Origin of the sequence: Streptomyces sp. NPDC059371, from assembly GCF_042751995.1 — a bacterium.
Lineage (GTDB): Bacteria > Actinomycetota > Actinomycetes > Streptomycetales > Streptomycetaceae > Streptomyces.
Map to the genome: position 1 here is coordinate 253,245 of NZ_JBHYXD010000001.1, position 22,710 is coordinate 275,954.

At 72.2% G+C, this 22,710-nt stretch carries 1 protein-coding gene; it reads left to right on the top strand.

The annotated features are described in order from the left end of the window. Nucleotides 1-99: 99 nt before the first annotated feature. Complete coding sequence (locus tag ACFXGX_RS01135; RefSeq protein WP_384783325.1) at nucleotides 100-22,659, top strand: type I polyketide synthase; 22,560 nt, start codon at nucleotides 100-102, stop codon at nucleotides 22,657-22,659. Nucleotides 22,660-22,710: the final 51 nt, after the last annotated feature.

Consider the following 22,710-nt stretch of genomic DNA (forward strand, 5'->3'; position numbering starts at 1 on the left):
AGCTCCGCGCGGCCCGAGTTGATCCCCCCCCGGCGCCCCCCCCCCCCCCTCGCGCGCCCCCCGGGGGTCGCTCACCCCCCTCCCCCCCCCGCGCGCGGCGTGAACCTCAACATCGTCCCCGAGAGCACCATGGGCGCTGCCAAGTTCGGCGGCCTGTCCCCCGACGGCCGCTGCTTCACCTTCGACGCCCGCGCGAACGGCTACGTCCGCGGAGAGGGCGGCGGCATCGTCGTGCTCAAACCTCTTGCCCGGGCCGTCGCGGACGGCGACCCCGTCTACTGCGTGATCCGCGGTAGTGCGGTCAACAACGACGGTGGCGGCGACGGGCTGACCGTGCCGCTGCAGGCGGGGCAGGAACAGGTGCTGCGTCTCGCCTACGAGCGGGCCGGGGTCGACCCCGCCCACGTCGGCTACGTGGAGTTGCACGGCACCGGCACCAAGGTCGGCGACCCCGTCGAGGCAGCCGCGCTCGGCGCGGTGCTCGGTGCGGGACGCGAGCCCGGCCGCCCTCTGCGGGTCGGCTCGGCCAAGACCAACGTCGGCCACCTGGAGGGTGCCGCCGGCATCACCGGCCTGCTGAAGGCCGCCCTGTCGCTCAGCCACCGCGAACTGCCCGCCAGCCTCAACTTCGAGACGCCGAACCCGGCGATCCCCCTGAACCGGTTGAACCTGCGGGTGCAGACCGAGCACACATCGTGGGAGGGCCAGGAGGACCGCCCGCTGCTCGCCGGCGTCAGCTCGTTCGGCATGGGCGGCACCAACTGCCACATCGTGCTGGCGGACCACCGGGCGACCGCGGCGACCGTGGCTGCGGAGGCGGGTACGAGCGCGGCGCCGACCCCCTGGCCGCTGTCCGCCAAGACCGCGTCCGGACTGCGCGCCCAGGCCGCCGCCCTGCTCGCACACGCCGAGGCCCACCCCGGTCTCGACCTGCCCGACGCCGGCTGGTCGCTGGCCAACGGCCGCACCGCTTTCGAACACCGGGCCGTCGTCGTGGGCGAGGACCGCGACGACGTCCTGCGCGCCCTGCGCGAGCTGTCCACTGGCGGCATCGACGCCGCACTGACCACGGGCCACACCGGCCCGCGCGGCGTGCTCGCCTTCCTCTTCTCGGGCCAGGGCAGCCAGCGAGCCGGCATGGGCCGCGAACTGGCCGAGGCCTTCCCGGCGTTCGCCACCGCGCTGGACGAGGTGTGCGCACACCTCGACCCCTTGCTGCCGCGGCTGCTGCGCGAGGTCATGTTCGCCCCCGAAGGTACCGAGGAAGCCGCCGAACTCGACCGGACCCTCTACACGCAGACCTCGCTGTTCGCCATCGAGGTCGCCCTGTTCCGGCTGCTGGAGAGCTGGGGCATCACCCCCGGTGTGCTGATGGGCCACTCCATCGGCGAAATCGCCGCCGCGCACGTGGCCGGCGTCCTCTCGCTCGCCGACGCTTGCGCCCTCGTGGCCGCGCGCGGCCGCCTGATGCAGGCGCTGCCCGCCGGCGGCGCCATGGTCGCCGTGCAGGCAGCGGAGGACGAGGTCCGCGCCCGCATCGGCGGCCGCACGGACCGCGTGAGCATCGCCGCCCTGAACGGCCCGGACTCCGTCGTCGTCTCCGGCGACGAGGAGCTCGCCACCGAGATCGCCGACGCCTTCGCCGCCCTGGGTCGCAAGACCAGTCGGCTGCGGGTCAGCCACGCTTTCCACTCCCCGCACATGGAGCCCATGCTGGCGGAGTTCCGCGAAGTGGCCGAGGGCCTGACCTTCCACGCCCCGCGTATCCCGATCGTGTCCAACGTGACGGGCCGGCTGTCCGAGGAGCCCTCGGGGTACGAAGGGTGCACAGCCGCGTACTGGGTCCGCCACGTGCGCGACGCGGTCCGCTTCGCCGACGGCGTCGCCCGCCTCGACGAGCAGGGCGTCCGCACGTACCTGGAGCTCGGCCCCGGCGGCGTGCTCACCTCCATGGCCCGTGCCGGCGCTGACAGTGAGTCCCTGCTCGTCCCCGCCCTGCGCGCCCGTCGCCCCGAGGCGCAGGCACTGCTGGCCGCGGTCGCCTCGCTGCACGTCCACGGCGTGGAGCCGGACTGGGACGCCCTGTTCGGCGGCGGGCGAGGCGCACGCAGCAAGGTCGCGCTCCCCACGTACGCGTTTGAACGGCAGCGGTACTGGCTGGACGGCGACAACACGTCGTACGTCGCCACCACCGGCTGGGCTCCCGCGGCTCCGCCGCCGGACGGCATCGCCCAACCAGACAGCGCGCCCCTCGGAGCCCTGGGCCGGCGGCTGACCGGGCTGCCCCAGTCCGAACGCGAGGAGGCCGTGCTCGACCTGGTTCGCGCCCACATCGCCGCCGTCCTGGGCCACGCCGAAGCCCGCCAGGTCAAGACCGAGTGGACGTTCAAGGACCTCGGCTTCGACTCGCTCAGCTCGGTGGAACTGCGCAACCGGCTAGGCGAGGCCACCGGCCTGCGCCTGCCCAGCGGGCTGTTGTTCGACCACCCGACCCCTGTCGCGCTCGCCCGCCACCTCGCCGCCCAGTCCCTGGGCGGCGAGGACACGTCGGCCTCCGCGTCCGCGACGTCGTCCGACCCCGACGAGCCCATCGCCATCGTGGCCATGAGCTGCCGTCTGCCCGGCGGGGTGAGCTCCCCCGAGGACCTGTGGCGGCTGGTCGCCTCAGGCGGCGACGCCATCTCCGGATTCCCGGCGGACCGCGGCTGGGACGTCGAAGCGCTCTACGACCCGGAGCCCGGCACACTCGGCAAGTCCTCGACGCGGCACGGGGGCTTCCTGCGCGAGGCGGCCGAGTTCGACGCCGGCTTCTTCGGCATCAGCCCCCGCGAGGCCGCCGCGATCGACCCGCAGCAGCGGCTGGTCCTGGAGACCGCGTGGGAGGCCTTCGAGCGGGCCGGCATCGACCCGGCCACGCTACGCGGGAGCCAGGCGGGCGTGTTCATCGGCGCGACGGCACAGGACTACGGCCCCCGGCTGCACGAGCCGGTCGACGGCATCGAGGGCTACTTGCTGACCGGCACGACGACCAGCGTCGCCTCGGGCCGCGTGGCCTACTCGTTCGGCCTCGAAGGCCCGGCGGTCACCGTGGACACGGCCTGCTCGTCCTCGCTGGTGGCGCTGCACCTGGCCGTCCAGTCGCTGCGGAGCGGCGAGTGCACGATGGCCCTGGCCGGCGGCGTCACCGTGATGTCCACGCCCGGCATGTTCGTGGAGTTCAGCCGCCAGCGCGGCCTGTCGGCGGACGGCCGCTGCAAGGCGTTCGGCGCCGGGGCCGACGGTACGGGCTGGGCCGAGGGCGCGGGCATGCTCCTGGTGGAGCGGCTCAGCGACGCCCGGCGCAACGGTCACCCGGTGCTGGCGGTCGTGCGGGGCAGCGCGGTCAACCAGGACGGCGCGTCGAACGGACTCACGGCGCCCAACGGCCCCTCCCAGCAGCGCGTCATCCGCCAGGCCCTGGCGGCCGCCGGACTCGCGCCCGCGGACGTCGACGCCGTGGAGGCGCACGGTACGGGCACGCGGCTCGGCGACCCGATCGAGGCGGAAGCCCTCATCGCCGCCTACGGCCAGGGACGGGACGGCGGCCGGCCGTTGTGGCTGGGCTCGCTGAAGTCGAACATCGGCCACGCCCAGGCCGCGGCGGGCGTGGCCGGTGTGATCAAGATGGTCATGGCGATGCGGCACGGAGTGCTGCCGCAGACCCTGCACGTCGATGAGCCGACGCCACACGTGGACTGGTCGGCCGGTGATGTCCGGCTGCTGACCGAGGCCGTGGAGTGGCCTGCGACCGACGCGCCGCGGCGTGCCGCTGTGTCGTCCTTCGGCATCAGCGGCACCAACGCGCACGTCATCGTCGAGCAGGCCGCGACGAGCGACGAGCCCGCCCGCGAGACGGCCGTTACGGGACCGGTGCCGTGGGTGCTGTCGGCGAAGAGCGATGCGGCGCTGCGGGCACAGGCGGGCCGGCTGCTGTCCTTCCTGGACGCTGCGGGCGTCGGGGGGGCTGAGGTTCGGCCGGAGGACGTGGCGTTCTCGCTGGCGACGTCGCGGGCGGTGCTGGAGCGCCGTGCGGCGGTCGTGGGGGAGGAGCTCGGAGAGTTCCGGCAGGGGCTGGAGGCGCTTGCTTCCGGCGCTGCTCCGGTGGGCGGTGCGGTCGGCGGCAAGGTCGGGTTCTTGTTCTCGGGTCAGGGTTCGCAGCGGGTCGGCATGGGCCGCGAACTCTACGACGCCTTCCCGGTGTTCGCCGCGGCGTACGACGAGATCCGCGCCCACCTGGACGTCACGCTCGACGTCGACGCGGAGGAGTTGAACCAGACGGGTTGCACGCAGCCGGCGTTGTTCGCGGTGGAGGTGGCGCTGTTCCGGTTGCTGGAGTCGTGGGGTGTGCGGCCGGATTATGTGGCCGGTCACTCCGTTGGGGAGATCGCGGCTGCTCATGTGGCCGGGGCACTGTCGCTCGAGGATGCGGCGAAGCTGGTGTCGGCGCGTGCCGCGTTGATGCAGGCGCTGCCCGCGGGTGGTGCGATGGTGGCGGTGCAGGCGGCCGAGGACGAGGTGCTGCCGTATCTGACTGACGGTGTCGGGATTGCGGCGCTCAACGGCCCGCGGTCGGTGGTGGTCTCCGGGGCCGAGGACGCGGTCACCGCCATCGGTGAGGCCTTCCGGGAGCAGGGTCTTAGGACGTCCCGTCTGAAGGTCAGCCATGCGTTCCATTCGCCGTTGATGGATCCGATGCTGGAGGAGTTCGGGGAGGCCGTTCGCGGTCTGGCGTTCAGTGAGCCGCGGATCCCTGTGGTCTCGAACCTCACCGGTCGGCTGGCCGAGGCGTACACGCCCGAGTACTGGGTCCGGCACGTCCGTGAAGCGGTCCGTTTCGCCGACGGCGTCCAGACTCTCCACGAGCTGGGCGTGACCACGTTCGTGGAGATCGGTCCCGGAGGTGTCCTCAGCGGCATGGCGCAGGGCTGTGTGGATGAGGCGGTCACCGTCCCGCTGCTGCGCGTCGGCCGCCCCGAGCCGCAGGCCGTTGTCACCGCGCTCGCCGAACTGCACGTGCACGGCGTGTCCCCGGACTGGCAGGCGCTCTTCCCCGGCGCCCGCCGCGTCGACCTGCCCACGTACGCCTTCCAGCAGCAGCGCTACTGGCTCGATGCGCCTCAGGCGGCGACCGCAGGCGCCCCGGAGGCGATGGACGCCGAGTTCTGGGACTCCGTCGAGAGCGAGGACCGGGCATCTCTCGGTGCGCTCCTGGGACTGGAGCCCGCCGAACTGGGCGTGGTCGCACCCAAGCTGGCCGCCTGGCGCCGGCAGCGGCGCGAACAGTCCACCGCCGACGGCTGGCGCTACCGGATCACCTGGCAGCCGCTCGGTGACATTGTCGGGGCCGCTCCGTCGGGGACCTGGCTCTACGCGGTCTCCGAGGAGACCGCGTGGACCGAGGCGATCCGCGCCGGGCTCACGGAACTCGGCGTAGCGCTCCTACCGTTCGCCGTGGGCGAGGACACCGACCGCGACGTGCTCGCCCGAGCCTTCGCCGACGTCGGGCACGAGCAGGCCGACGGCATCCTGTTCGCCGCAGCACGGGGAGAAGCGGGGGCTGATGCCCTCCAGCGACTCGTCCTGCTGGTCCAGGCCCTCGGTGACGCCGGGATCGAGGCCCCGCTGTGGTGCCTGACCAGCGGCGCGGTGTCGACCGGCACGACGGACCCGCTGACCGACCCCGTCTCCGCCCAGCTCTGGGGCCTGGGCAGGATCGTCGCCCTGGAACAGCCGCAGCGCTGGGGTGGGCTCGTCGACCTGCCTGCCGAACTTGACTCCCGTGCGCTGGAGCGGCTGGCCGGCGTGTTGGCCCAGGCCGACGAGGACCAGCTCGCCGTACGCGCCTCCGGCGTGTCCGGCCGCCGCGTCGTGCGCGCGCCGCAGAGCGTGGCACCGGCGGACGCACCCTGGTCGCCGCGCGGCACCGTGCTCGTGACCGGTGGTACGGGTGCGCTGGGCGGGCACGTGGCCCGCTGGCTCGCCGGTGCCGGTGCCGAGCACCTGGTGCTCACCAGCCGTCGGGGCCCCGACGCCCCGGGCGCCGCCGAACTCACGGCGGAGCTGGAGGAGCTGGGCGCTCAGGTCACCGTCGCCGCGTGCGACGCGGCCGACCGCGACGCGCTCGCCGAGTTGTTCGGCCGGCACACCGTGAACGCCGTGGTGCACACCGCAGGCGTACTCGACGACGGCCTGGTCGAATCGCTCACGCCCGAGCGCCTCAACCACGTGCTGCGCCCCAAGGTGGACACAGCGCTCCACCTGCACGAGCTCACCCGGGACCGCCAGGACCTCGACGCCTTCGTGCTCTTCTCCTCGATGACGGGTGTCTGGGGCAACGGCGGCCAAGGCGCCTACGGTGCCGCGAACGCCTTCCTCGACGCCCTCGCCGAGCAGCGCCGGGCGCAGGGCGTGCCCGCGCTGGCCGTCGCGTGGGGATCCTGGGCGGACGGAGGCATGGCCGACGGCGCCGCCGGTGAACACCTGCGGCGCCGTGGCGTACGGGAGATCGCGGCCCTTCCCGCGATCTCCGTGCTGCACGGGGCGCTCACCCACGGCGAGACCTCCGTGACCGTCGCGGACGTGGACTGGGACCGCTTCGTCCCGGCCTTCGCCGGCACGCGCCCCTGCCCGTTGCTGCACGGCGTGCCCGAGGCCCGCAAGGCCCTCGAAGCACGCGCCGAGGCCGCGCGGAGCACCGAAGCGCCCGCGTCCGCGCTGGTCCAGCGCCTCCTGGGCGCCACGCCGGGGGAACAGGGCCGCATCCTGCTGGACCTGGTCCGCGAGCAGGCCGCCACGGTGCTCGGCCACACGGGCAAGGGCGCCTTCGAAGCCGACCAGACGTTCCGCGAGACCGGCTTCGACTCGCTTACGGCCGTCGAACTGCGCCACAGGCTCAACACGGCCACCGGCCTCAAGCTGCCCACCACCTTGGTCTTCGACCACCCGACCCCGACCGTCCTCGCCCGTCACCTGGGCGAGGAACTCCTCGGCCGGCACGGGCCGGAGGCGGACGCCGCGCAGGCGACGGCCGCCACCGCGGCCGACGAGCCCCTCGCGATCGTCAGCATGAGCTGCCGCTTCCCCGGCGGCGTCCAGTCGCCGGAGGACCTGTGGGAGCTGCTGAGCTCCGGCCGCGACGCGATGTCCGGCTTCCCCACCGACCGCGGCTGGGACATCGACGCGCTCTACGACCCCGACCCCGACCGGCCCGGCAAGACGTACTCGCGCGAGGGCGGCTTCATCCAGGGCGCCGACCGCTTCGACGCCGGTCTCTTCGGGATCTCGCCGCGCGAGGCGCTGGCCATGGACCCGCAGCAGCGGCTGCTGCTGGAGACCGCGTGGGAGGCCTTCGAGCGCGCCGGTATCGCCCCCGCGTCCCTGCGCGCCGGCCGCACCGGCGTCTTCATCGGCACCAATGGCCAGGACTACGCCAACGGACTGCGCAACGCGCCCGAGGAGATCGAGGGGTACGCGCTCACCGGCAAGGCGGCCTCGGTCGTTTCCGGACGGATCTCCTACACGTTCGGACTGGAGGGCCCGGCGGTCACGGTCGACACGGCGTGCTCGTCGTCGCTCGTGGCCCTCCACCTCGCCGCGCAGGCACTGCGGAGCGGCGAGTGCACGATGGCCCTGGTCGGGGGCGTCACCGTCATGACCACGCCGGACCTGTTCGTGGAGTTCAGCCGGCAGCGCGGGCTGTCACCCGACGGCCGGTGCAAGGCGTTCGCGGCCGGTGCGGACGGCACGGGCTGGGGCGAGGGCGTCGGCCTGCTGTTGGTGGAGCGGCTGTCCGACGCCGAACGTAATGGCCACCATGTGCTGGCCGTCGTGCGGGGGAGTGCCGTGAACCAGGACGGTGCGTCCAACGGGCTCACCGCGCCGAACGGCCCTGCGCAGCAGCGCGTGATCCGACAGGCGCTGGCGTCCGCCGGACTCACACCGGCAGACGTGGACGCCGTCGAGGCGCACGGTACGGGCACCAGGCTCGGCGACCCGATCGAGGCTCAGGCGCTCCTCGCCACGTACGGCCAGGAACGCTCCGACGACCAGCCCGTGTGGCTTGGCTCGGTCAAGTCCAACATCGGTCACACGCAAGCCGCTGCGGGTGTCGCCGGTGTGATCAAGATGGTGTTGGCGATGCGGCACGGCATGCTGCCGCAGACGCTTCATGTGGACGAGCCGACCGCGCACGTCGACTGGTCGGCGGGCGCCGTGCGGCTGCTGACCGAGCCGGTGCAATGGCCTGGGACGGCCAGGCCCCGCAGGGCCGCGGTGTCGTCCTTCGGCATCGGCGGCACCAACGCGCACACGATCATCGAGGAGGCACCCGCCGCGGCCCTGGCCGAGCCGGCCCGGGAACATCGCCCGGTGCCCGTGCCGTGGGTGCTGTCTGCGAAGAGTGAAGTGGCGCTGCAGGCCCAGGCGGAGCGTCTGCTGGCCTTGGCGTCCGACGACGTGTCGCTCGGCGACGCCGGATTCTCGTCGGCCACGACGCGATCGGCGCTGGAGCATCGGGCGGCAGTGATCGGCACCGACCCGGCCGAGCTGCGGGCAGGTCTTGAGGCCCTCGCGGCAGGCGAACCGGCGGCGAACGTCGTCGCCGGACGCGCTCACTCGGCGGGCAAGGTGGGGTTCTTGTTCTCGGGTCAGGGTTCGCAGCGGTTGGGGATGGGGCGTGAGCTGTACGCGGCGTATCCGGTGTTCGCGGCGGCGTATGACGAGGTGTGTGCGCTCCTGGATGCGCCGGTCGATGTCGACTCGGAGGAGTTGAATCAGACGGGTTCGACGCAGCCGGCTTTGTTCGCGGTGGAAGTGGCGCTGTTTCGGCTGCTGGAGTCGTGGGGTGTGCGGCCGGATTATGTGGCGGGTCATTCGGTGGGTGAGATCGCGGCCGTTCATGTGGCGGGTGTGTTGTCGCTCGAGGATGCGGCGAGGTTGGTGTCGGCGCGTGCGGCGTTGATGCAGGCGCTGCCCGCGGGTGGTGCGATGGTGGCGGTGCAGGCGGCCGAGGACGAGGTGTTGCCGTATCTGACGGACGGCGTCGGTATCGCGGCGGTGAACGGGCCTCGGTCCGTCGTGGTCTCCGGTGCCGAGGATGCCGTGCTGCGGATCGCCGGGATATTTACTCAACAGGGCCGCAGGACCTCGCGGTTGAAGGTAAGTCATGCGTTCCATTCGCCGTTGATGGATCCGATGCTGGAGGAGTTCGCGGAGGTCGTCGGCGGTCTGGCTTTCAACGAGTCGCGGATTCCCGTTGTTTCGAATCTCACCGGTCGGCCGGCCGAGGCGTACACGCCGGAGTACTGGGTGCGGCACGTCCGTGAGGCGGTGCGCTTCGCCGACGGCGTCCGGACCCTGCGTGAGCTGGGCGTGACCACCTTCGTCGAGATCGGCCCCGGAGGTGTCCTCAGCGGCATGGCGCAGGGCTGTGTGGACGACATCGTCACCGTCCCCGTACTCCGAGCCGACCGCCCCGAACCCCAGGCGCTCACCACCGCGTACGCTCAACTGCACGTCAGGGGCGCCGAAGTGGACTGGCACGCCTTCTTCCCGGGCGCCCGGCGTGTCGACCTGCCCACGTACGCCTTCCAGCGCGAGCGCTACTGGCTCGACGCCCCCGCCCCGGCCGGTGACATGCGTGCGGTGGGGCAGGGCGAAGCCGGTCACCCGCTCCTCGGCGCCGCCGTGCCGCTGGCCGACGGCGACGGACACCTGCTCACCGGGCGGCTCTCGACGCATACGCACCCGTGGCTGACGGACCACGCCGTCGGTGGGGTCGCGCTCCTGCCGGGAACCGCGTTCGTCGAGCTTGCGATCACCGCTGCCGACGCCGTGGGCTGCGACCTGCTGGAAGAGCTGACGCTGGAGACACCGCTGCTCGTGCCCGAGCGCGGCGGCGTCGCCCTACAGGTGCGCGTCGGCGCCGACGACGGCTCGGGCCGTAGGCCGCTGACCGTGCACTCGCGGCTCGACAGCGGGGATGCGTACGCCCACGAGGACGTCTCCGAGCAGGCGTGGGCCCGACATGCCTCCGGCTCGCTGACCGTCGCCGCAGGAGGGCCCGTGGACGGCTCGCTCACCGCGTGGCCGCCCGTGGGAGCGGAGCCGGTCGACGTCGACGGGTTCTACGACCGCCTCGCAGGCATGGCGCTCGACTACGGCCCCGTCTTCCAGGGGCTGCGCGCCGCGTGGCGGAGCGGGGACGACTTCTTCGCCGAGGTGGAGCTGCCGGGCGCGGAGCGGATGGACGCGGGTTCGTACGGCCTGCACCCTGCGCTGTTCGACGCCGCCCTGCACACCGTCTGGCTGGGCGCGATCGAGCCTGAGGCCGGGACGGGGAACGGGCTGCTGCCGTTCGCCTGGAGCGGTGTGCGCCTGGCGGCTGCCGGAGCCTCCGGACTGCGGGTGAAGGTCTCGCGTGTCGGCACCGGCACCTCCACGGTGTCGCTGACGCTGGCCGACCGCACCGGTGAGCCGATCGCGCAAGTCGACAGGCTGACGCTGCGCCCGGTGCCCGCCGACCAGTTGCGCGCCGGTTCCGGCCGCGACGACGCGGTCTTCGGCCTGGAGTGGACGCCGTTCAGCCTGCCGCCCGCGCCGGACGGCATGAAGATCGAGACGTACGAGGATCTCGCCGCGCTCCGTTCCACGGACTCTTCGGCGGACAGCGATGCCGGTGCCGTGGTCGTGCCCTGCCCGACCGGGACCGGTGCGGACTTGGCCACCCGGGTCCGTGAGGTCACGCACGCAGTGCTGGAGTTGGTGCAGTGGTGGCTTGCCGAGGAACGCCCGGCGCGCCTGGTGCTGGTGACGCGTGCGGGAGACCTCGCCCAGTCGGCGGTCTGCGGACTGGTGCGCTCGGCGCAGACCGAGAACCCCGACCGCATCGTGCTGGTCGAGACCGCCGGTGATGCCCATGCCGACGTCGCCGGCGGTGTTGACGACACCCGTCTTGCCCGGGTGCTGCCCGGCCTGATCGCGGCGGGTGAGCCGCAGGCCGCGGTGCACGCGGACGACGAAGTCCGGGTGCCGAGGCTGGTCCGCGTCGCCGCGTCGGACGCGGATCCGGAGCTTCCCGGCCTCGGTTCCGGCACCGTTCTGCTGACCGGCGCGTCGGGTGGGCTGGGCGGGCTTTTCGCCCGGCACCTGGTCGCCGAGCACGGCGTCCGCAGTCTGCTGCTCGTCAGCCGCCGCGGCGGCGACGCACCCGGCGCGCCCGAACTCACCGCCGAGCTGACCGCGCAGGGCGCCGATGTCACCTGGGCCGCGTGTGATGTGGCCGACCGCGACGCCGTGCGTGCACTCCTGACCGGCCCCGGGCAGAGCCTCTCCGCGATCGTCCACACCGCCGGCGTCGTGGACGACGGAATCATCGGCTCACTGACCCACGAGCGGCTGGACGCCGTGTTCCGTCCGAAGGTGGACGCGGCGCTGAACCTGCACGACCTGGCGAGCGAGCTGTCCGGCGAGCTGTCCGCGTTCGTGCTCTTCTCCTCGGTGGCGGGCACCCTCGGCACGCCCGGTCAGGCGAACTACGCCGCTGCCAACACCTTCCTCGACGCTCTCGCCGAGCACCGCCGTGCCGTGGGCCTGCGGGCCACGTCGCTGGCCTGGGGCCTGTGGGCGCAGGAAAGCGAGAGCGCCATGACCGGCAGCCTCGACCACACCGATCTCACCCGCATCAAGCGCATGGGCCTCGCCGCGATCCCGCCGTCGGACGGCCTGCGGATGTTCGACGCGGCACTGGCCACCGATCGGGCAGCAGTCGCCCCGCTCCGGCTGGACACCTCGGGCTTCCGTGACGGACAGGGGCAGCCCGTGCCGCCTGTCCTGCGCGGGCTGGTGCGGGTCGCGTCGGTGCGTCGCACGGCGCGGACCGCGCCGAAGGGATCGCTGGGTCAGCGGCTGGCCGGGCTGCCGGAAGCCGAGCGCGAGCACGTGGTGCTGGACCTGGTGCGCACCCAGGTTGCCGCCGTGCTCGGGCACTCCGCCGCACAGTCGGTCGGCGCGGACGACTCGTTCAAGGACATCGGGTTCGACTCACTGACCGCCGTAGAACTGCGCAACCGGCTCAACTCGGTCGTCGGCATGCGCCTGCCCGCCACCTTGATCTTCGACTACCCGAACCCGCTTACCCTCGCCCGCTTCCTCACCGCCGAAGCCGCAGGCGCCGGCGAGGCGGTGGCAGCCGTGCCGGCGACGCTCTCCACGGCCCCCGGAACGGCGGACGAGCCCATCGCGATCGTGGGCATGGCCTGCCGCTACCCCGGCGGCGTGCGGTCGCCCGAGGACCTGTGGCAGCTCGTGTCCTTCGGCCGGGATGCCGTGTCGGGCTTCCCCGAGGACCGGGGCTGGAACGTGGAGAAGCTCTACGACCCGAACCCCGACCAGTGGGGCACCAGCTACACCCGAGAGGGCGGCTTCCTGCACGACGCGGCGGACTTCGACGCCGAGTTCTTCGGGATCTCGCCGCGTGAGGCGCTGGCGATGGACCCGCAGCAGCGGTTGCTGTTGGAGACGTCGTGGGAGGCGTTCGAGCGGGCCGGGATCGACCCGGCGACGGTGCGGGGCAGCAGGACCGGTGTCTTCGCCGGAGTGATGTACCACGACTACGGCGGGCGCGTGCACACCTCGCCGGCAGGGCTGGAGGGCTACCTCGTCAACGGCAGCGCGGGCAGCATCGCCTCCGGCCGGGTCTCGTACACGTTCGGCCTTGAGGGGCCGGCGGTCACGGTGGACACGGCGTGTTCGTCGTCGCTGGTGGCGCTGCATCTGGCGACGCAGGCATTGCGGAGCGGTGAGTGCTCGATGGCTCTGGTCGGTGGTGTCACCGTCATGGCGACTCCCTCGACGTTCGTGGAGTTCAGCCGTCAGCGTGGTCTGTCGGTGGACGGTCGGTGCAAGGCGTTCGCGGCCGGCGCGGACGGTACCGGGTGGGCCGAGGGTGCGGGCATGTTGCTGGTGGAGCGGTTGTCCGACGCTCGTCGGAACGGGCACAGGGTGCTGGCGGTCGTTCGCGGTACGGCGGTGAACCAGGACGGTGCGTCGAACGGTCTGACGGCTCCGAACGGGCCTTCGCAGCAGCGGGTGATCCGGCAGGCGCTGGTCAATGCGGGCCTGTCTTCGGATCAGGTCGATGTGGTGGAGGCGCACGGTACGGGGACGAAGCTGGGTGATCCGATCGAGGCGCAGGCGCTGCTCGCCACGTACGGGCAGGAGCGGTCGGAGGAGCGGCCGTTGTGGCTGGGGTCGCTGAAGTCCAACATCGGTCACGCGCAGGCGGCCGCGGGTGTCGGCGGCATCATCAAGATGGTCATGGCGATGCGGCACGGTGTGCTGCCGCGGACGCTGCATGTGGACGAGCCGACGCCGCACGTGGACTGGTCGGCGGGCGCGGTGCGGCTGCTCACCGAGGCCGTCGACTGGCCGGAGACCGACAGCCCGCGCCGCGCCGCCGTGTCCTCTTTCGGTGTGAGCGGAACCAATGCGCACGTGATCGTCGAGCAGGCGCCTGGTGTAGTGGAGGATTCCCTGGCTTCGGCCTCAGGTGCGGTCGTGCCGTGGGTGCTGTCGGCGAAGAGCGATGCGGCGCTGCGGGAGCAGGCGGGTCGGCTGCTGTCCTTCCTGGACGCTGAGGGCGTTGGGGGTGGGGGTGCTGGGATTCGGACGGAGGACGTGGCGTTCTCGCTGGCGACATCGCGGGCTGTGCTGGAGCGCCGTGCGGTGGTCGTGGGGGAGCAGCTCGGAGAGTTCCGGCAGGGGCTGGAGGCGATCGCTTCCGGCACTGCTTTGGTGGGCGGTGCCGTCGGGGGCAAGGTGGGGTTCTTGTTCTCGGGTCAGGGTTCGCAGCGGTTGGGGATGGGGCGTGAGCTGTACGCGGCGTATCCGGTGTTCGCGGCGGCGCATGACGAGGTGTGTGCACATCTTGATGTCACGGTCGATGTTGGTTCGGATGAACTGAACCAGACGGGCTCGACGCAGCCGGCTTTGTTCGCGGTGGAGGTGGCGCTGTTTCGGCTGCTGGAGTCGTGGGGTGTGCGGCCGGATTATGTGGCGGGTCATTCGGTGGGTGAGATCGCGGCTGCTCATGTGGCGGGTGTGTTGTCGCTGGGGGATGCGGCGAGGTTGGTGTCGGCGCGTGCGGCGTTGATGCAGGCGCTGCCCGCGGGTGGTGCGATGGTGGCGGTGCAGGCGGCCGAGGACGAGGTGTTGCCGTATCTGACGGACGGTGTCGGCATCGCGGCGGTCAACGGCCCGCGGTCGGTCGTGGTCTCGGGGGCCGAGGACGTGGTCGTCGCTATCGGGGAGGCCTTCCGGGAGCAGGGTCGCAAGACGTCCCGTCTGAAGGTGAGTCACGCGTTCCATTCGCCGTTGATGGATCCGATGCTGGAGGAGTTCGCGGAGGTCGTCGGCGGTCTGGTCTTCGACGAGCCGCGGATTCCCGTTGTTTCGAACCTCACCGGTCGGCTGGCCGAGGCGTACACCCCGGAGTACTGGGTGCGGCACGTCCGTGAGGCGGTCCGCTTCGCCGACGGCGTCCGGACCCTGCGTGAGCTGGGCGTGACGACCTTCGTCGAGATCGGCCCCGGCGGCGTCCTCAGCGCCCTCGCCCAGGGCTGCCTCGACGGCACAGACATCGTCACCGTCCCCGCCCTGCGCGCCGGCCGCCCCGAGCCGCAAGCCGTCGTCAGCGCGCTCGCCGAGCTGCACTCCCATGGCGTCTCACCGGACTGGCAGGCGCTCTTCCCGGGCGCCCGGCGCGTCGACCTGCCCACGTACGCCTTCCAGCGCGAGCGCTACTGGCTCGACGTTCCCCAGGCATCCGGTGATGTCCGGGCCGTCGGCCTGGGGGCGGCGGACCATCCACTGCTCGGTGCCGCGATTGCGACGGCCGACAACGACGGGCTGCTGCTCACCGGGCTGCTCTCCCTCGAAACCCACCCGTGGCTCGCCGACCACGCCGTGAACGGGACCGTTCTGCTGCCCGGCACCGCGCTCGTCGAGCTGGCGATCCGGGCGGGCGACGAGACGGGATGCGGATGGATCGAAGATCTCACCCTCGAGCTTCCCCTGGTCCTGCCCGAGCGCGGTGGCGTCACCCTTCAGGTGGCTGTCGGCCCGGAGGACGAGTCCCGCCGGCGGCAGCTGAGTGTTTACTCGCGCGTCGACGACGGTTCGTGGCTGCGACACGCGACGGGTGTGCTGTCCTCTGCAGAGGCACCGTCCGCCGCGGGCCTCGGAGCGTGGCCGCCGGCGGGTGCGGATGCCGTCGACCTGACCGGGTTCTACGAGGGCATGGCCGCCGCGGGCCTGGACTATGGTCCGGTCTTCCAGGGCCTGCGCTCGGTGTGGCGCGCCGGGGAAGACGTCTTCGCCGAGGTCGAGCTGCCGGACGAGTTGGCTGCCGAGGCAGCGGCGTTCGCCCTGCACCCGGCGCTGTTGGACGCCGCCCTGCACGCACTGGCCGCCGGTGGGCTGGTGTCGCTGGACGACGGCCCGGTACTGCCGTTCGCGTGGTCCGGCGTCATCGTGCAGGCGGCCGGGGCGGCGATGGTGCGGGTGAAGCTGTCGCGGACGGCCACCGGTTCGGTGAGACTGGCCGTGGCTGATGGCGCCGGTGACCCGGTGGCCTCGGTCGAGTCGCTGTCGTTGCGGGCCGCCTCGGTGGAGCAGCGGCGGGGTGCCGTCGGCGGCGATCAGCTCTTCGGACTCGAGTGGACGCCGTTCGATCTTCCCTCCGACACCGACGCGTTGATCATCGAGACCGTCGCGGACTTCGACGCACTGCGGGATTCGGACGGGACACCGGACGTCGTCGTCGTTCCGTGCCCGGCGGGGTCCGGTACGGAGACCGCCGACCGCGTGCACGGCATCGTGAGTGAGGTTCTCGCCTTGCTGCAGTGGTGGTTGGCGGAGGAGCGTCCGGGGCGTCTGGCTTTGGTGACGCGTCCGGGCGATCTGGCTCATGCTGCCGTGTGGGGGCTCGTGCGGTCGGCACAGTCGGAGAACCCGGACCGGATCTTCCTGGCGGAGGCCGAGGAGACGGAGGCAGTGGTCGGTGCGCTGCCGGCCGCGCTCGCTTCCGGTGAGCCGCAGTTCGCGGTCCGGGACGGGGAGGTGTTCGTACCACGCCTGGTGAAGGCCACCGGGACCGCCACCGGCAGGTCGGACTTCGGCGCCGGCCCCGTCCTGCTGACCGGTGCGTCCGGTGCGCTGGGCGGGCTCGTCGCCCGGCATCTGGTCGCCGAGCACGGCGTGCGCAGCCTGCTGCTGCTCAGCAGGCGCGGCGCGGAGGCCCCCGGCGCGGTCGAGTTGGAGGCCGAACTGGCCGCGTGGGGCGCCGAGGTGCGCTGGGCGGCCTGCGACGCGGCCGACCGGGACACCCTCGCCCAAGTGCTGGCGGGCACGCCGGTGACGGCCGTGGTCCACGCGGCCGGCGTCCTCGACGACGGAGTGATCGCCGCGCTCACCCCAGAGCGCATGGAGAAGGTGCTGCGCCCGAAGACCGACGCCGTGCTCAACCTTCATGAGCTGACGAGCGACCTGTCGGCGTTCGTCGTCTTCTCCTCGGTGTCCGGAATCCTGGGCAGCGCGGGACAGGGCAATTACGCGGCGGCGAACGCCTTCCTCGACGCATTCGCCGAAGCCCGCCGCGCCCGCGGGCTCCCGGCCACGTCCCTGGCGTGGGGCCTGTGGGAGCAGGGCAGCGGCATGGCCGACCGGCTCGACCAGGCGGACCTCGCCCGGCTCGAGCGGGTAGGCCTGGCCCCGATAGCCGTCGACGAAGGGCTGCGACTGTTCGACGCGGCACTGGCCCTGGACCGGGCCGTCGTCGTCCCGCTGAGGCTGGAACTGGGCGGGCTGCAGGGCCCGGTGCCGCCGGTCCTGCGAGGGCTGCGCGGTCCCGTACGGGGCACCGCGCGCCGCACGGCGCGGACCGCGCCGAAGGGATCGCTGGGTCAGCGGCTGGCCGGGCTGCCGGAAGCCGAGCGCGAACAGGCGGTGCTGGACCTGGTGCGCACCGAGGCCGCCGCTGTCCTCGGCCACGCCTCGGCCCACAACGTCCAGCCGGAACACGCGTTCCAGGACGCCGGTTTCGACTCGCTCACCTCGGTGGAACTCCGCAATCGGCTGAACGCGGCGACCGGACTGCGGCTCCCCGCGACCATGGTCTTCGACCACCCCACGCCCGTCGCGCTCTCCCACTTCCTGCTTGCCGAGACCCTGGGCGTCCAGGAGCAGCCCGATGCCGCGGTCGCCGCGGTGACCGCGACGGACGAGCCGATCGCGATCGTGGGCATGGCCTGCCGCTACCCCGGTGACGTGCGGTCGCCCGAAGACCTGTGGCGCCTCGTCGCCTCCGGCGGCGACGCGATCTCGGGATTCCCCGAGGACCGCGGCTGGGACGTCGAGAACCTCTACGACCCGGACCCCGACCGCTCCGGCAAGTCCTACGTGCGCCACGGCGGCTTCCTCCACGAGGCTGCCGAGTTCGACCCGTCCTTCTTCGGGATCTCGCCGCGTGAGGCGCTGGCGATGGACCCGCAGCAGCGGTTGCTGCTGGAGACGTCGTGGGAGGCGTTCGAGCGGGCCGGGATCGACCCGGCGACGGTGCGGGGCAGCAGGACCGGTGTCTTCGCCGGAGTGATGTACCACGACTACGGCGGCCGCGTGAAAACGGCTCCGGAGGGAATGGACGCCTACCTGGGCAGCGGCAGCGCGGGCAGCATCGCCTCCGGCCGGGTCTCGTACACGTTCGGCCTTGAGGGGCCGGCGGTCACGGTGGACACGGCGTGTTCGTCGTCGCTGGTGGCGCTGCATCTGGCGACGCAGGCATTGCGGAGCGGCGAGTGCTCGATGGCCCTGGTCGGTGGTGTCACCGTCATGGCGACTCCCTCGACGTTCGTGGAGTTCAGCCGTCAGCGTGGTCTGTCGGTGGACGGTCGGTGCAAGGCGTTCGCGGCCGGCGCGGACGGTACCGGGTGGGCCGAGGGTGCGGGCATGCTGCTGGTGGAGCGGTTGTCCGACGCTCGTCGGAACGGGCACAGGGTGCTGGCGGTGGTCCGTGGTACGGCGGTGAACCAGGACGGTGCGTCGAACGGTCTGACGGCTCCGAACGGGCCCTCGCAGCAGCGGGTGATCCGGCAGGCGCTGGTCAATGCGGGCCTGTCTTCGGATCAGGTCGATGTGGTGGAGGCGCACGGTACGGGCACGAAGCTGGGTGATCCGATCGAGGCGCAGGCGCTGCTCGCCACGTACGGGCAGGAGCGGTCGGAGGAGCGGCCGTTGTGGCTGGGGTCGCTGAAGTCGAACGTCGGCCATGCGCAGGCGGCCGCGGGTGTCGGCGGCATCATCAAGATGGTCATGGCCATGCGGCACGGTGTGCTGCCGCGGACCCTGCACGTGGACGAGCCGACGCCGCACGTGGACTGGTCGGCGGGCGCGGTGCGGCTGCTCACCGAGGCCGTCGACTGGCCGGAGACCGACAGCCCGCGCCGCGCCGCCGTGTCGTCCTTCGGCATCAGCGGCACCAACGCCCACGTGATCGTCGAACAGGCCCCCGCCTCTGCGGAGTTGTCGCCCGGGCCCGACACTGGCGCGGTCGTACCGTGGGTGCTGTCGGGCAGGACGGAGACGGCGCTGCGGGCACAGGCGGAGCGGCTGCTGTCCCTGGCGACGGCCACGGCCAGGGAGACGGACCTGCGGCCGGCCGACATCGGTTTCTCGCTCGCCACCACACGCTCGGTCATGGAACACAGGGCCGCCGTGGTGGGGGAGAACCGGGACGAACTCCTTGAAGGACTCGGCGCGTTGGCCGCAGGGTCACCGTCTACCCGCGTCGTCCTGGGTGCATCGGGATCCGGCGGCAAGGTCGGTTTCTTGTTCTCGGGTCAGGGTGCGCAGCGGATCGGCATGGGGCGTGAACTGTACGTGGCGTACCCGGTGTTCGCGGCGGCGTACGACGAGGTGTGCGCGCTTCTGGACGCGCCTGTCGACGTCGACTCGGAGGAGTTGAACCAGACGGGTTCGACGCAGCCCGCGCTCTTCGCTGTCGAGGTCGCCCTGTTCCGGCTTCTCGAATCATGGGGCATCCGCCCGGACTATGTGGCTGGTCATTCGGTGGGTGAGATCGCGGCCGCTCATGTGGCGGGTGTGCTGTCGCTCGAGGATGCGGCGAGGTTGGTGTCGGCGCGTGCGGCGTTGATGCAGGCGCTGCCCGCCGGCGGGGCGATGGTGGCGGTGCAGGCGGCCGAGGACGAGGTGCTGCCGTATCTGACCGACGAGGTCGGGATTGCGGCGGTCAACGGCCCGCGGTCCGTGGTCGTTTCCGGTGCGGAGGATGCGGTCACGGCGATTGCCGGGGTGTTCGCTGCGCAGGGTCGTAAGACGTCCCGGCTGAAGGTCAGTCACGCCTTTCATTCGCCGTTGATGGATCCGATGCTGGAGGAGTTCGCGGAGGTCGTCAGCGGTCTGGCTTTCGACGAGCCGCGGATTCCCGTCGTTTCGAACCTCACCGGTCGGCCGGCCGAGGCGTACACCCCGGAGTACTGGGTGCGGCACGTCCGTGAGGCGGTCCGCTTCGCCGACGGCGTGCGGACCCTCGGCGATCTCGGCGTGACCACGTTCGTGGAGATCGGCCCCGGCGGCGTCCTCAGCGCCCTCGCCCAGGGCTGCCTCGACGGCACAGACATCGTCACCGTCCCCGCCCTGCGCGCCGACCGCCCCGAGCCACAAGCCGTCGTCAGCGCGCTCGCCGAGCTGCACGCTCAAGGCATCTCCCCGGACTGGCAGGCGCTCCTCCCGGGCGCCCGCCGCGTCGACCTGCCTACCTACGCCTTCCAGTACGAGCGCTTCTGGCTGGAAGCACCCGAGGAGTTCACCGGGAAGGCCGCTGCCACCGAACTCGGACTGGGCGCGGCGGAGCATCCGTTGGCCGGTGCGACGGTCGCGCTGCCCGGCGCCGGCGGGTTCCTGGTCACCGGGCGGCTGTCGCTCAGGACGCACCCCTGGCTCGGCGACCACACGGTCATGGACAGCGTGCTGCTGCCGGGTACCGCGCTCGTCGAGCTGGCGGTGCGGGCGGGCGACGAGGCCGGCTGTGCACAGGTCGAGGACTTGACGCTGGAAGCCCCGCTGATCATCCCAGAGCGCGGTGGTGTGGCCGTGCAGGTGTGGGTCGGGGCCGAGGAGGAGCCGGGCAGGCGCGCCCTGAGCGTGCACTCGCGACTGGAGGACGCCCCGGACGACGCGCCGTGGGTGCGGCACGCAGTCGGTTTCCTGACGGACGACCTGCCCGAGCCGCCGCACGGGTCGGACCTCGGCGCGTGGCCGCCGGCGGATGGGGAGGTCGTCGACCTGACCGGGTTCTACGAGGGCCTGCAGGCACTCGGTCTGGGCTACGGCCCGGTCTTCCGCGGCCTGCGGTCGGTGTGGCGCAGCGGGGACGAGGTCCTCGCCGAGGTCGCCCTCCCCGAGGGCACGGAGGCGGGCGCGTTCGCCGTTCATCCGGCGCTGCTGGACGCGGCGCTCCACGCGATCGGCGCGGGCGGGCTCCTCCCCGTCGTGGACGTGCCACTGCTGCCCTTCGCCTGGTCCGAAGTGGGTGTGCGTGCCGCGGGGGCGACGGCGCTGCGGGTCAAGGTCTCTCGCACGGGTACGGACACGGTGTCGCTGACCGTGGCCGACGCCTCGGGTGGTCTGGTGGCCACGGCCCGCTCACTGTCGCTGCGGCCGGTGTCGCGCGAGCAACTGCTCGCGGTGGCCGGCTCCGGCAGGCGTGCCGACGACTCGCTGTTCCGCCTCGTATGGCAGCCTGCGGCCCTCACGGCGACTGACGCTGCCGCGGGCCCCGACGTACGGAGCTACCCGGATCTGGCCGCTCTGTCCGCCGAGCCGGTCCTTCCCGATGTCGCGGTGGTCACCGTCGTTCCGTGCCCGGCGGGGTCCGGTACGGAGACCGCCGACCGCGTGCACCGCACTGCGAGTGAGGTTCTGGGGTTGGTGCAGTGGTGGTTGGCGGAGGAGCGTCCAGGGCGTCTGGTTCTGGTGACGCGTCCGGGCGATCTGGCTCATGCTGCGGTGTGGGGGCTCGTGCGGTCCGCGCAGTCGGAGAACCCGGACCGGATCGTGCTGGTGGAGGCCGAGGACACCGATGAGGCGGTCGGTGTGCTGCCCGCCGTGCTCGCTTCCGGTGAGCCGCAATTCGCGGTCCGCGACGGGGAGGTGTTCGTACCGCGCCTGGTGAAGGCCACCGGGACCGCTACCACTACCGCCGCCGACCTGCCGGACCTCGCCGACGGCACCGTCCTCGTGACCGGTGCCTCCGGGGCGCTGGGCGCGCTCGTCGCGCGGCACCTGGTGTCCGAGCACAAGGTGCGCCGACTCCTGCTGGCGAGCCGCCGGGGCGCGGACGCACCCGGAGCGGCCGAGCTGGAGGCCGAACTCGTCGCATGGGGCGGCGAGGTCACCTGGGCGGCCTGTGACGTCGCGGACAGGGAGGCCGTCTCCGGAATGCTGGACGGGCTCGGCGAGCATTCGCTGTCGGCCGTCGTGCATACCGCGGGTGTTCTCGACGACGGGGTCGTCGCCTCGGTCACATCGGAGCGGATGAAGGAGGTCTTCCGTCCCAAGGTGGACGCCGTGCTGAACCTGCACGAGTGCACCCGGGAAATGGGCCTGACCGCCTTCGTGATGTTCTCGTCCGTCGCCGGCATGATCGGCAGCGCCGGTCAGGCAAGCTACGCGGCGGCGAATTCCTTCCTTGACGCCTTCTCGGAGCACCGGCGCCGTGAGGGGCTGCCCGCCACATCGCTGGCATGGGGTGTGTGGGAACAGTCCGGTGCGATGACGGACGGCCTCGCCGAGGCCGACCGGGCGCGGATGGCGCGCAGCGGCGTGCTGCCGCTGCCGCCGGAGGAGGGGCTGCGGCTGCTCGACGCGGCACTGGCTTCGGACGAGGCGGTACTCGCCCCGGTCCGCATCGACACCGGCGCGCTGCGCGCCGGTGAGGCCCCGCCGGTGCTGCGCGCCCTCGCGCCGTCCGCGGCCAGCCGGAGGGCCGCGCAGGCTGCCGCCGCTTCCTCCGCGCCCTCGCTGGCCGAGCGGCTGGAGAGGCTGCCGGAGGCTGAGCGGGAGAAGACCGTGCTGGACCTTGTCCGGGCCGAGGCCGCCGCGGTCCTGGGGCACGCGTCGGACCGTACCCTCCGGCCGGAACACGCCTTCCAGGACCTGGGCTTCGACTCCCTCACGGCCGTCGAACTGCGCAACCGGCTGAACAAGGCCACCGGGCTGCGGCACCCCGCGACGCTGGTCTTCGACTACCCGACACCCGCTCTTCTGGCCCGTCACATATTCACGGAGATGGCGGGGGCGGCCGGACCGGTCCTAGTGGATTCCCTACTTGCCGACCTGGACAGGATCGAACAAGAATTGGTCACGCAGTTGTCGGCGAGTGAAACTCGCGACCGGATCGTGTCAAAGCTCCAGGCCGTATTGGCGATTGCCGGTGAATTCGGCAAGGTACCGGTCCAGGAAGGACCTGGTACGGGCGGCAGTGATCTGGAATCGGCTACGGACGACGAAGTGTTCGATCTGCTCGGCAAGGAATTCGGGATCTCCTGACCGCTCCGGCGGGGTCCGGTGACCCCTTGCCGAATTCCGGTAAGTCTTCGC